Raw genomic sequence first — 12,537 nt, 5'->3', positions numbered from 1 at the left:
TACAGTTTACAGCTTACAGCTTGAGGACGCGACGGAGAGGGAGTAGCGGGGCGCGTGGTGCGGTCGTTTGCGGCCCAGTGACTATGAACTAAAAACCATGAACTATGAACCGCCTGAGGAGGGCAGCGGCGGCGAGGAGAAGCACGATCAGGCAGCAGGCATAGGCCAGCCAGTCGCCGTGGCGGGTGTAGAAGGTCAGGGTGGTGAGGGGTTGGAAGCCGGCGACGAGGGAGGCGGACTGGTTGGGCGGGAGGTCGGCCATGACGCGGCCGTAGGGACCGATGACCGCGGTCAGGCCATTGTCGGTGTCGCGCAGGAGCCAGCGGTGGTTTTCGATGGCGCGGGTGCGGGCCATCATCAGGCCTTGGGCCTGGGCGGAGGAATGGCCGTACCAACTGTCATCGGATAAGTTCACCAGCCATTCGGTGCCTCTGAGGGTTTCCTTGCGGGCAAGCTGCGGGAAGATCGATTCGTAGCAGATCAGCGAGGCGAAGCGGTGGCCGCCGAGGTGGAACAACGTCAGATCGTGGCCGGGCACGAAGTTGCCGACGTCCTGCACCAGCTTGCTGGCGCCGAGAAAGCGTTGCAGCCAGCCGGGCAGCGGAACGTATTCGCCGAAGGGGACGAGGTGAATTTTGTCGTAGCGTTCGCCGGTGGTGCCATTGGGGCGGATGAGCAAGGCGGAGTTGTGGGGCTGGTTGGGATCGGGGGCACCCCTGGGTCCGGTGGCGTAGGTGACTTCGTCGAAGAGGAAGGTTGCGTGGGTGCGGGAGAGCAGCTCAGCCGCGGTCGCCTGGAATTGCGGCTCGGCGGCGTAGGAGAGCGGGGCGGGTTGCTCGGGCCAGAGAATCAGGTCCACGGGCGGGGATTTGGCTGGGTCAGAAAGGGCGAGTTGCCGGTTGAGGAACTGTTGGAGCGAGGCGCTCGTCCAGCTTGCGTTGAGGGCGGTGTTGGGCTGGACTAAGCGGGCGTGCAAGGGGCGCAAGGGGCTGACTTCGGGGTGGTAGGGGAGGGTGGCGAAGCCGAGCACAATCGCCAGAGCGATGCCGAGGGCGGCGTCGCCGCGGGTGGGCCAGTTCCAGCCGGCGGCTTGCGCGGTGAGACTGCGGCCATCCCAGAAACGGAGGCAGAGCGCGGCCACGAGCGTGTTCGCGAGGGCGATGATGAAGCTGGCGCCGTAGACGCCTGCAATGGTGGCCGACATCATGAAGCCGGTGTGGGCGTATTGCGAATCGCCCAGCAGATTCCAGGGGAAACCGCCCATGGGCGTGTAGGTGCGGAACAACTCGACGGCGACCCAGACGAAAGGCAGGGGCCAGAGGCGATGGCCGATGCCGCGGGTGACGGCATAGCCGACGAGGGCGAAGAGCGCCAGGTAGCTGCCCATGAGCAGCAGGAAGCAGACAAAGACGATGCCGGCCATGAAGGGACTGAGGTCGCCGTAGCGATGGACCGTGGTGGCGATCCAGGGACAGCTTATGGCGAAAAAGAAGACGCCAGCGACGTAGCCGGGCCAGAGCGCGCGCCAGAGGCTTTCGGCGCGGGCGACGACGATCCAGAGCGGGACGAGGGCGAACCAGGCCATCCAATCCCAGCCGATCGTAGGGAAAATGGCCGCCAGCGCGGCGCCCGAGACGGCGGCGGCGATCAGGCCGGGCGCAAAGGAGCCGAGGTGCTGGCCGTAGAGTCTTCGTCGCCTTTCGGCGATGGCAGGGGCACTGTGCATTGGATCCCCGTCCATGATGGTTTACCAGGGGGCGGAGTTGCAAGTTACCTTGTGGTGGGCGCAAACTACATCCGTTGTTCCGGCCCTACCGGGCCACGGGGGGAATTTGCATGAAAGGAATACCGTTTGGGAAAATCTGGATCGTCACGGCAGTGATCTTATTTGTACTGGAAGGCGCGGGGCACTGGCTGATGCGGGGCACGCTCGCCACCAGTGAGCTGATGCCCTGGCGCGCGACGCCGAATACGGAGGCGTACATTCTGTTTGTGGTGATCGCCATTGTTGGGGGACTGGCGTACACCTATGTGTTTTTGCAGGGGTATCGCGGCAGCGGGATTGGCGAAGGCATTCGCTTTGGGTTGTGGCTGACGCTGCTGGCGAGCGTGACGTTTAATCTGGCGGCCATGGCGACGCTGCCGATCCGCATCGTGCCGACGGTGGAGTTCATCATCGTGGATCTGGTCAGCTTCGTGGTGGCGGGCATTGCCGCGGCGGCGCTGGCGGGAACGGGCACGAGCAAGCCGGCAGTGGCATCGTCGGTGGCAGCTTAGTCGATAAAGAGCGGCTCGGTTAATTCTGCCGGCGCTTCCGCTGGCTGGGCTTGCGGAGGCGACGGCGGAGTGTGGCCGTCGCGCAGCCAGGCTTCGAGCTCGGCGCGGGAGGCGAAGTAGTTGCGGACCAAGCGCTCGAGGGCGCGGGCGCGCATTTGCTCGCGGCTGACCAGCGGACGGTAAATGAAGGCGCGGCCGTGACGCTCGCGGGTGACGACTTGTTTGCGGCGCAGGCGGTCGAGGACAGTGAGGACGGTGGTGTAAGCTAGCGGGCGGCCCTGATCGGCTAAATGCTGATGCACGGCGGCGACCGGAGCCTCGGCCATCGTCCAGAGGGCGGCGAGGCATTCGAGCTCCAACTGTGGGAGCTCGTTACCCGTGCGTCGCGCTCTTGGTGGCATCGTTTTTTGGCGCGGGCCCCAGCGCGGCTTCACCGCGCGTCCCGCTTATGCTCGCGCCGGGTTGGGGGCCCCGTGGCCCCAACCCGGCGCTGCGCTCATCAGGGTTCCAGTATTCGCTAAGGCGGAGGAGGGTGCGATCGAGCGAGCGGTTGTAGCCGGTCCATTCGCCGCCGGAGGGGTTGGGCTCATCCTCGAGCTGGGACTTCATGGCTTGCATCTTGGAGTCCATGTCGTCCAGTTGGTGCAGCAACAGCGCTTCGGGGAACATGGGCAGCTTGGGCGAGCCGAACTCGTACTTGCCGTGATGGCTGATGATGAGGTGTTCGACCAAGGCGGCGAGCGAGGGAGGGAAATCGGGCAGCGCGCGCAGCCTGTCGTGCAGGATGCGCAGCACCAGGATCATGTGGCCGAGGAGTTGGCCGGGAGTGGAGTAGCTGAAGCTGCGCTCGTAGTTGAGCTCGTCGATTTTGCCGAGATCGTGGAGGAGTACGCCGGTGATCACCAAGTCGGCGTTGACCCAGGGATAATTGCGCATGACGGCTTCGGCGAGACGGCAGAGCGAGGTTACGTGTTCGAGCAGACCGCCAAGAAAGGCATGGTGCAGGGCTTTGGCGGCGGGGGCGCGGCGAAAGCGGGCAGCGATATCGGGGTCGCCGAAAATCGCCTCGAGCAAGGCGCGCAGATGGGGGTTGCCGATGCGGGCGATGCGCTGCTCGAGTTCGATCCACATGGCGGCAACATCGGCCTTGGTGGTGGGGAGAAAATCGGCGAGATTGACTTCGGCTTCTTCGAGCTTGCGCAGGCGTTCGAGCTTCAACTGCAGCTTGTCACGGTAGACGTTCACCTGGGCGCGGATCTTGATGAAATCGTCGCGCTCGAAGGAGGACTGGAGGGCGGCGACGCCGTCCCACATCACGGCCTTGACCTGGCCGGTGCGGTCGCCCAAAGTGAGGTCAAGATAAGGCTCATCGTCTTTTTTGCGCTTGACCTCCTTGGCCAGGACCAGAAAAACGCTGGTGACGGTGGTGTCGGGCTTGAGGTCGGCGATGAATTCTGTCTTGACCGGCTCGGGCATGCTAGTGTCCTGAGTCAGAGGAAAGCTGTGAATCTTCGGGACGGTACGTGCGACTTTTCTTGGGGAAAAGTCGCATGCCACAGGTCTGATGGTTTCGATGCATTTCTGACTCAGGACACTAGATTCCACCGCCGCCCATGTTGAAGCCGCCGTTCTTGCTCTTGTCCTTATCGGTGGGCTTGGGCAGATCGCTGGGCAGCACGCGGTAGAACTTGGTGAGGTCGGGGCCGGCGTTGTCGGCGGAGGCGCCCAGGTCGACGTAGCCGGGGGCAACGGTGATGTAGGCGTCCTGGCGCAGCTTCTGCATGTAGGACTTCAACTCAGGCTGGAGCTTGCGCTGATAGAGGAATTGCGAAATCTTCGCGGAAGCCTCCTGCAGGGTTTCCTGGCCGGCGCTGTGGCGGTCGGTGACCTGCAGGATGAGGTAGCCGCTGCTGGTTTTCTCGACCGGAGTGACGCCGTTCATGGGCAAGGCGAACAGAACTTTGGCCAGGCTGTCCTGCAGTTGGTTGCGCTGCTCGAAGCCGATGTCGCCGCCGGCGGAGGCGGATGGAGCGTTTGAGTAACGCTGGGCCAGCTTGCTGAAATCTTCGCCGCGCCCGGCGCGCTGCTGGATTTGGTCGGCGAGCGACTGCAGCCGTTTCTGCTCCTCGGGAGTTTTGCCGTCGGTCTTGACCAGAATTTCGCTGAGGCGGACTTCGTCGGGGGTGACGAAGCTGGTCTTGTGGGCGTCGTAGTACGCCTTGATTTCAGCGGGTGCGGGGGCAGAGATGCGGGGCGCCACATCCTGCTCGATGACCATTTGCTCGAGGATGCCGCTTTTGATCGACTGCTCGTAATCCTGGTAGTTTTCGCCCTGGGCTTCGACCGCTTTTTGCAGGTCTTCCATAGTGGCGAGGTGGTTGTCTTTGCGGATTTTGTCGAGCTGGAGGATGGTCTGGGTTTCGGCGCTGAGGCCCAGGTCCTGGGCACGCTGGATGAGGAGCTGGTTGTTGATCATCTGGGCCAGCAGATCTTTATCCTGCTTGGCGAGATCAACGGGGGAGACGGTGGTGCCATTCTGCTGGGCGGCCTGATCGAGGCTGGCCTTGAGGTCCTTGCGGGCGGAGTTGTAGTCGGTGGTGTCGATGATCTTGTCGTTCACGCGCGCCACGATCTGCTCGACGATGGTGGTGTGCGGCGGCGGCGGCTCGGGTTTGGGCAGTCCCTCGGCGAGGGAGACGGTGGCCGGGGCGGGCGGCTTGGCCGGCTTCTTGTGCTTCTTTTTGGGCGACTGGGCGAGGGACAGGGTAGCAGCCAGCAGCGCGACGCCGAGGGTTACAGACAGCCTGCGCATCATAGGGACATTTTAGAGCAGTTTTAGCGTTGCTGCACCCGGGCGTGGCTGCGTGTGAGGCGGAGCCCTAGCTAAAGCAGTTCCAGACTTGGTGTAACCCGCTCCGGGGTAGAACGAGCGGCGTTTCCTGATGTCAACGCCGCAGACGCGCGGTCGCCCAGGCCATAGCTAGTCTGGAACTGCTTTAGCCGGTGCCGTGCTTCCCTGAAGCCATCGCCGGGAAAGCCGTTCTGCTCGGCCCTCCCTCAAGGTTGCGGGCAAAACGTTGAGCGAAAAAGATGTTCCAGCGCAGGCGCGCTCGCATTATTCGCTGAAGCGCCGGGGTCGGGCGGTGCGTAGCCGCTGCCCGGCCGCAAGAGCAAATAGGGCCGCCGCCAGAACGCATAGCGAGCCTTCTAAGACGCGAGCCGGCTCCGCAAAAGCAGTGGCGGCGTACTCGGCGGCCGTGACGCCAAGGGCGGCGGCTGCGGCAGCAAGCCCGATTTTCTCGAGCTTGGTCCCCGGCCCTCGGATCAACGCAAGAACCTCGGCGGCTGCCGCAATCGATGCAAGCGCAATCCATCCTGAGACGCGGAGCGGGGGCCGGGTAAATGTGAGCCAAGCAGCCCACCCGAAGCCGCAGCAAAGCGCGGCAAAGGTGGCGGCGAGGAGCTTGGGCCTTGGCGGAACGCCGATCATTGCGGGCCGTAAACAGCGTTCGAACAAAGCGTGTTAAGGCTCGAGTGCTGCATGGAAATACCCCGGCCGCATCGAGAATGCCTGCCGGGGGCAGGGGAAAATACGCCCCAGATGTGGGGTGGCTGTTCGCTTTCGGGAAACGAGCTTGGCTTATCGCTGCTGGCCGCCGAGGGAATGGAGGCGGGCGGTGATTTCGGCGGAGGCGGATTGGACTTCGTCGTCGCGGAGGGTGCGGTCGGGGCTTTGGAAGCGGGCGCGGAGGAGGAGGCTGTAGTGGCCTGGAGGGAGCTTGCCGCCGCGGAAGACTTCGGCGGGGGCGAGCGAGATGAGCAGAGGGATGGGCGGGTTGGTGAGGGCGTCTTCGACCTGGCGCCAGGTAATGGCGTCGGCGAAGAGGAAGGAGAAGTCGCGGTCGCTCGCGGGGAAGCGCGGCGGCGGGGTGAAGTGAATGGGGCGCGGGCCGGCGGCGTAGCAGGCGGCAAGGTCGAGTTCGGCTAGCCAGGTGCTTTCGGGGAGCTTCCATTTCGCGGCTGCTTCGGCATGCAGACGTTGGAATCGGACGGTGCCCTCGGCGGCCGGGGCGGGCAAGGCGAAGGCGGCCAGCACGGCTTCGATTTCGCCGCGGAAGCTACGGCGATCGAGAGCAGCGTCGCAGGCGCCCAAGGTGAGGATGTGGCGTTCGCGGGGTTTGCCGTCCGGGCCGAGCTCGTAGAGCTTGCCGATTTCGTAGAGGCGGGCGTTGTTGCCGCGATGAGCATTGTACTGGAGCAGGCGCAGCATCGACGGGAAGCTCGAAGTGCGGAGGATGGCGGCTTCTTCGCTGAGGGGGTTGGTGACGCGCACGGGTTGGCGGTCGGGGGCGAAGGCGCGGCATTCGGCTTCGGAGGCGAAGCTGAGGGAGATGGCTTCGGCGAAGCCGCGGCCGCGGAGCTGCTGGCGGACGCGGTCGCGCAGGGCGGCTTCGGGCAAGGGCTGCGGCATGCCCTGGAACTTGGGCAGGCGGGAAGGGAAGCGGTCGTAGCCGTGGAGGCGGGCGAGCTCTTCAATGAGGTCGATTTCGCGGGTGAGATCGGGACGCCAAGAGGGCGCTAACCAGCGGCTCGCGCCGCCTTTAGCCAGGGCTTCGCCCCGCGCCTCCCTACGGTCGGCTGCCCCAACGTCTTCGTTGCTGGAGACTAATTCGCAGCCGAGGGCCAGCAGGAGGCGCTGGCATTCGGCGGCTTCGATGGACTTGCCCAGGATGCGGGTGATTTGGGCGGGGCGGAGGCGAATGGTTGGGCGCTGCGGCAGGTTGCCGAGGGCGGTGCGAATACCTTCGGAGTTGGGGGCGACAGCGTCGCCGAGGAGGCAGGCGATGCGCTCGGCGGCGAGGGTGGGGGCTTGCGGATCGGCGCCGCGCTCGAAACGATGGCTGGCTTCGGTGTGCAGGCCGTGGCGGCGGGCGGTTTTGCGGACGGTGAGAGGATCGAACCAGGCGGCTTCTAATAAGACGCGCTTGGTTTTCGGGGTGATCGAGGAATCGAGGCCGCCCATGATGCCGGCGAGGGCGATGGGGCGATTTCTGTCGGCAATGACCAGGTCTTCGGACGAGAGCGTGCGCGTGACGCCGTCGAGGGTGGTGAGGGTTTCGCCCGGCCGCGCCCAGCGGACGCGAATTTCGCCGCCTTCGAGGGTGTCGTAGTCGAAGGCGTGGGTGGGATGGCCCATTTCCCAGAGGGTGTAGTTGGTGGCGTCGGCAATGTTGTTGATGGAGCGCTGGCCGAGCGATTGCAGGCGGGCGGTTACTGGCTCGGGCGCGGGGCAGACGTGGACGTTTTCGAGGCGCAGGGCGCAGTAGATGCCGCAAGCCTCGGGAGCTTCGATGATTGGCGCGGGCCCCAGCGCGGCTTCGCCGCGCGTCCCGCTTATGCTCGCGCCAGCTTGGGGGCCCCTGTGCCCCAAGCCGGCGCTGCGCTGCTCGTCGTCTTCAAGGGGTGTGAGAGGCTGGCCGGTGATGGCGGCGATTTCACGGGCGAGGCCGTAATGGCTGAGGCAATCGGGACGGTTGGAGGTGAGGTCGAGATCCAGCAGCGCATCATTGCATGGCGCGGGCCCCAGCGCGGCTACGCCGCGCGCCCCGCTTTTGCTCGCGCCAGGCCGGGGACCCACAGCCCCGGCCTGGCGCTGCGCATCGCCGGCGAGTGGCTCGACGGTATCGACGGCTTGGCCGGCGAGGGAGAGCTTGCTCGCCAGCTCGGTGGCGGGCATGTCGATGGGGACGAAGTCGCGGAGCCAGCTCAGGAGGACCTTCATCGGAACTGGACCTTCATCGGAATTGCTCCAGGAAGCGGATGTCGCCGCTGTAGAAGCGCTGGATGTCGTCGATGCCGTAGCGGAGCATGGCGAGGCGCTCGATGCCCATGCCGAAGGCGAAGCCGCTGTAACGCTCGGGATCGTAGCCGACGTTGCCGAAGACGGCGGGATCGACCATGCCGCAGCCGAGGACTTCGATCCAGCCGGTCTGCTTGCAGGTGCGGCAGCCGGCGCCGTGGCAGAAGATGCAGGCGACGTCGAGCTCGGCGCTGGGTTCGGTGAACTGGAAATAAGAGGGGCGGAGGCGGGTGGCGATCGATGTGCCGGAGCCGAAGAATTCCTGGGCGAAACGCTCGAGCGTGCCTTTGAGATCGCCGAGGGTAAGGTCTTCATCGACGGCGAGACCTTCGATCTGCTGGAAGTTGGGCGAATGCGAGGCGTCGGGGGCATCGCGGCGGTAGACCTTGCCGGGGACGATGACGCGCAGCGGTGGGCGCTGGCGCTCCATGCAATGAATTTGCACGGGCGAGGTGTGGGTGCGGAGCAGATATTCGCCGCCGGGGATATCGAGGTACAGCGTGTCTTGCTCTTCGCGGGCGGGGTGGCCAGCGGGGATGTTCAAGGCTTCGAAGTTGTAATAAGCCGTCTCGATTTCGGGGCCATCGGCGACGCTGTAGCCGAGGCGGAGGAAGATGTCGACGATTTCGTCGCGGACCTGCAAAACCGGATGCGCCCCGGCAGCGCGGAAGTCCGGAGGCGGGAGGGTTACATCGACTTCAGGGGGCCGTGCTTCGCGCTGCGCGCTACGCAGGGTGCCGTCGCCTTTGGCGACGGCAGCGGCAAAGTGCACTTCCGTTGCGTGGCGGAGGGCGTTGAGGCGCGCGCCCAGGGAGCGTTTGAATTCTTTGGGAGCGGGGCGGAGCCAGTTGTCGTTGAGGAGGGTGATGAGGCCGCGCTTGCGCGAGAGCCAGGCATCGCGGTCGGAGGCGTGCGCGAGCGCAGCGTGGAAGTCGGCGAGCATGCGCTCGAGGTCGGCGTCGGTCGACAGCTTCAGCTCAGCCCATGGCGTTGATGCCAGGACCGCGAGCTCGGCTTCGGTTTTCACGGCTTACGCGGCCGGGCTGGCCAGCGCCGTTTTGGCTTGCTGGACGATTTGCGTGAAGCCGGCGGGGTCGTGGAAGGCGATGTCGGCCAGGATCTTGCGGTCGAGCTCGACGCCGGCGAGCTGCAGGCCGTGCATGAGCTGACTGTAGGTGATCTCGTTCTGGCGGGCAGCGGCGTTAATGCGCACGATCCAGAGCTCACGATACTGGCGCTTGCGCTGCTTGCGGCCGCTGTAGGCGAACTTGAGGGCGCGCTGGCTGGCCTCTTTGGCGGAGCGGTAGAGCTTGCTCTTGGTGAGGAAGTAGCCTTTGGTGAGGCCGAGAAGTTTTTTGCGCTTGTCGCGCCGTTTGGTCCCGCGTTTAACTCGAGGCATCGTTTAATCTCCTTTGAATTTCCCGCCTCTGGCACGATGAGAGCCGTTCAGCGGGTTGAGCTCACCCCGACCGAAGTCGAGGGCCCGGTGTTGCTTACTTGTACGGGATCATGCGCCGTACACGGCGCTGATCCGCCTTATCGATCAGGGTGTCCTGATCGAGCTTGCGCTTGCGCTTGCGCTCCTTGCTGGTGAGGATGTGGCGCGCGCCGGAGTGACCGCGCACGATTTTGCCCGTACCGGTGGAACGGAAGCGTTTGGCGGCGCCGCGATGAGTCTTAAGTTTGGGCATAGAGATAAATCTTAAGCTTTTTTGGGCGAGAGGATGGCGGTGAGGGCGTTGCCTTCCATGCGAGGATGAAATTCAACGATGGCTTGGGGGGCGACTTCCCGCAGCAGCTTCTGAATGAGCTGAAAGCCGATTTCCTTGTGGGTGATTTCGCGCCCGCGGAACTGGACCACCGCCTTCACCTTGTCGCCCTCTTCGAGGAAGCGGAGGACGTTGTTTTTCTTGAAGTCATAGTCGTGATCGTCGGTGTTGGGGCGGAACTTCACTTCTTTGATGACGACGTTTTTCTGATTCTTGCGCGCCTCGCGCGCCTTCTTCTCCATCTGGTACTGATATTTGCCGAAGTCCATGATCCGGCAAACGGGAGGGTTGGCGGCGGGAGCAACTTCGACCAGATCGAGGGTGCGCTGGCGCGCCATGGTCAAGGCTTCCTGGGGCGCCATCACGCCCAACTGAGTGCCGGCTTCATCGATGACGCGCACTTCGCGGGAGCGGATGCGTTCATTAATGCGGGTTCGGGGTTCGGGTGCGCGGCGCGGTCGGAAGTCTCGGATATGGTTCTCCTGTGTCGTGGAGTTGGTCCACAACCCGGTCAGTATACCATAGTGCCAGTATTGAATTTCCGCGCCGCCAGAGGTGGCCGGGGAATCCAATGGGGAAGCAAGGTAGGGGAAAAACTGTATGCCGTCGTCCCGCTTTTCCGGCCTCTACGTCAGCGGCCGAACGTTCGCGCTCCTGATCGTCATTGTTGGCGTCGTGGGGGCCATGGCCTTCTACCGTGCCCACACGGGCACGCAGGATCCAGAGTTTGGCGGCATCACCAGCTCGACCGAGCCGGCGCTGCAGGCTTCGCAGGTTCCTGCGCTCATCACGCTATCCAAAGAGCAGGAGATGCTGGCCCAGCGGGTTGAGCCGGCGGTGGTGGCGGTGAACGTGACCGCACGCAATGCGGGCGAAGGGGATGAGATGGGCGGGGAAGGCGGCGAGCTTTCGCCCAACAACCCGCTGTCGCAGTTCTTCGGACAGTTTGGGCGGCAGTTTCCGCAGCGCCGGCCGCGGTTTGAGCAGGGGCTGGGCAGCGGAATTATCATTTCGCCCGATGGCTACATCGTGACCAATAACCACGTGGTTAAAGGGGCGACGAACATTCGCGTGACGCTGACCGACCGGCGCGAATTCAAGGCCAGAATCGTGGGCATGGATGAGCTGACCGATCTGGCGGTCATCAAGATTGAGGCGACGGGATTGTCGAATCTGCCCTGGGGCGACTCGAAGGCGCTGAAGCAGGGGGATCCGGTGTTTGCGTTTGGCAATCCGTTTCAGCTCAACTTCACCATGACGCACGGCATTGTCAGCGGGATTGGCCGCCGTCCGGCGGCGGCCATCAGTAACTTGCGGCAGCCGTCGGATTACATCCAGACCGATGCCGCCATTAATCCCGGCAACTCGGGCGGGCCGCTGGTGAATGTGCTGGGGCAGGTGGTGGGGGTGAACTCGTTCATCTTCACCTCAACCGGCAGCTTCAGCGGGGAGTCGTTTGCGATTCCGAGCCGGATTGCGCGGCAGGTGACCGAAGACCTGATCAAGAACGGCAAGGTGGTACGGGGATTCCTGGGAATTTCGATTGAGGATGTGACGCCGGAGCTTTCGTCGTTTTTCCACGTGCCGCCGACGACGCAGGGGGCACTGGTGACGGATGTGACCGCAGGCGACCCGGGCGCCAACGCCGGGCTGAAGAATGGCGACGTGATCGTGAAGTTCAGTGGCCAGCCGGTGGATAGCTCGACCGAACTGCAACTGTTGACGGAAGGTGCGCCTCCGGGGACGAAGGTGAAGCTGGGGATTTTGCGCAATGGGCGGCCGATGACGCTGGAGGCGAGGCTGGGCAATCCGCCGGGGGCGGAAAGCCGAACGGCGCAAAACGGAACGTCGGCGCAGCCGGCGAAGGGCGCGCATCTGGGGGTGCGGCTGCAGACGCTGACGGCGCAGGACCGCGAGCAGCATCAGATTCCTCCGAATATTCAGGGCGCACTGATCACGGGCGTGGTGCCGGGCGGGCCGGCGTATAACACCGCGCAGATCATACCGGGTGAGGTGATCACCAGCGTCAACCGCGTGCCCACCGCGACCGCGGAAGCGGTGATGAACGAGTTGGAGAAGCTGCCGCCGGACCAGGCGGTGCTGCTGCGGGTCTACATTGGGCGGTCGGGGTCGTTGCAGGCGGGAGGGACGTACGTGCTCATTCACCCGGAGCCGGCAGGCGGCAGCGGAGGGCCTGGAGGAGGGCGGTGAGCGGCAGGGAAGAGGGAAAAGGGAAAAGGGAATCGGGGGGTATAGGTAGAAGCGGGAGGGGTGTCGATGGCGTTGCGGATTCAACCGGGGTGCTGTATCCGGCGCTGTACCGGCGGGAGCGGCGGGGGCTGCTGAGAGCGGAAGCTGCGCGACGAAGCCGCAGACTGGGAGCGGCTCATGACGGCGGTCGGAGTGGTGCTGGCCGGTGGTGAGCGTGAGGCGCGAGAGGGAGAGCCGCGGACTTGGCTGGCGGAAGAGGGTGGGGTCAAGGGGCTGATCGAGGGAGATGGATTCGCGCTGGAGGCGGACGGGGCGAATCGGGGGCGTTGACGTAGAGAAAGGGGTGGCTCGCCGCTTTTTGCCCTGGTCGCTCCCGTTGGTCGCTTGGAGTGCGGGCTTCGATTCCCGGCAGGGTCCGCC

At 64.5% G+C, this 12,537-nt stretch carries 11 protein-coding genes; 2 read left to right on the top strand and 9 right to left on the bottom strand.

What is annotated here, in order from left to right:
* Positions 1 to 88: 88 nt before the first annotated feature.
* The gene (gene lnt / locus EPN33_08020) at positions 89 to 1,741 is read right to left on the bottom strand and encodes an apolipoprotein N-acyltransferase (GenBank protein ID TAN22463.1); all 1,653 of its coding nucleotides are present in this window, start codon (positions 1,739 to 1,741) and stop codon (positions 89 to 91) included.
* A 95-nt stretch (positions 1,742 to 1,836) separates the two neighbouring features.
* On the opposite strand from lnt, the gene EPN33_08015 reads away from it, so the two are divergent.
* The gene (locus EPN33_08015) at positions 1,837 to 2,277 is read left to right on the top strand and encodes a hypothetical protein (GenBank protein TAN22462.1); all 441 of its coding nucleotides are present in this window, start codon (positions 1,837 to 1,839) and stop codon (positions 2,275 to 2,277) included.
* Here the strand turns inward: EPN33_08015 and EPN33_08010 are convergent.
* The 8 genes from EPN33_08010 to EPN33_07975 all read right to left on the bottom strand — a co-directional run bounded on the left by EPN33_08010 (position 2,274) and on the right by EPN33_07975 (position 10,379).
* Positions 2,274 to 2,678: a BlaI/MecI/CopY family transcriptional regulator gene (locus EPN33_08010; protein ID TAN22461.1), complete on the bottom strand. Its 405-nt coding sequence runs from the start codon at positions 2,676 to 2,678 to the stop codon at positions 2,274 to 2,276. The genes EPN33_08015 and EPN33_08010 overlap by 4 nt on opposite strands.
* Entirely contained in the window at positions 2,650 to 3,753 is a 1,104-nt protein-coding gene (locus EPN33_08005; GenBank protein TAN22460.1) for an HD domain-containing protein, read from the bottom strand. Before EPN33_08005 ends, EPN33_08010 begins: the two co-directional genes overlap by 29 nt.
* A gap of 118 nt (positions 3,754 to 3,871) precedes the next feature.
* Positions 3,872 to 5,092, bottom strand: a complete 1,221-nt coding sequence (locus EPN33_08000) for a hypothetical protein (protein ID TAN22459.1) — start codon at positions 5,090 to 5,092, stop codon at positions 3,872 to 3,874.
* A gap of 825 nt (positions 5,093 to 5,917) precedes the next feature.
* Positions 5,918 to 8,059 carry a phenylalanine--tRNA ligase subunit beta gene (locus tag EPN33_07995; GenBank protein TAN22458.1) on the bottom strand — a complete coding sequence of 714 codons (2,142 nt, stop codon included), beginning with the start codon at positions 8,057 to 8,059 and terminating at the stop codon, positions 5,918 to 5,920.
* A 13-nt stretch (positions 8,060 to 8,072) separates the two neighbouring features.
* Positions 8,073 to 9,080, bottom strand: coding sequence for a phenylalanine--tRNA ligase subunit alpha (locus EPN33_07990; protein ID TAN22466.1), 1,008 nt, complete (start codon positions 9,078 to 9,080; stop codon positions 8,073 to 8,075).
* A gap of 87 nt (positions 9,081 to 9,167) precedes the next feature.
* A complete protein-coding gene (locus EPN33_07985) occupies positions 9,168 to 9,536 on the bottom strand; it encodes a 50S ribosomal protein L20 (protein TAN22457.1) in 369 nt (122 codons plus the stop codon).
* Between the two features lie 94 nt (positions 9,537 to 9,630).
* Positions 9,631 to 9,828, bottom strand: coding sequence for a 50S ribosomal protein L35 (locus EPN33_07980; GenBank protein TAN22456.1), 198 nt, complete (start codon positions 9,826 to 9,828; stop codon positions 9,631 to 9,633).
* A gap of 11 nt (positions 9,829 to 9,839) precedes the next feature.
* Entirely contained in the window at positions 9,840 to 10,379 is a 540-nt protein-coding gene (locus EPN33_07975; GenBank protein TAN22465.1) for a translation initiation factor IF-3, read from the bottom strand.
* Between the two features lie 127 nt (positions 10,380 to 10,506).
* Between EPN33_07975 and EPN33_07970 the strand changes: the two genes are divergently transcribed.
* Positions 10,507 to 12,117 carry a PDZ domain-containing protein gene (locus EPN33_07970; GenBank protein TAN22455.1) on the top strand — a complete coding sequence of 537 codons (1,611 nt, stop codon included), beginning with the start codon at positions 10,507 to 10,509 and terminating at the stop codon, positions 12,115 to 12,117.
* Positions 12,118 to 12,537: the final 420 nt, after the last annotated feature.

Source organism: Acidobacteriota bacterium (genome assembly GCA_004299485.1).
Taxonomy (GTDB): domain Bacteria; phylum Acidobacteriota; class Terriglobia; order Terriglobales; family SCQP01; genus SCQP01.
This window is presented reverse-complemented; position numbering and strand designations above follow the sequence as displayed.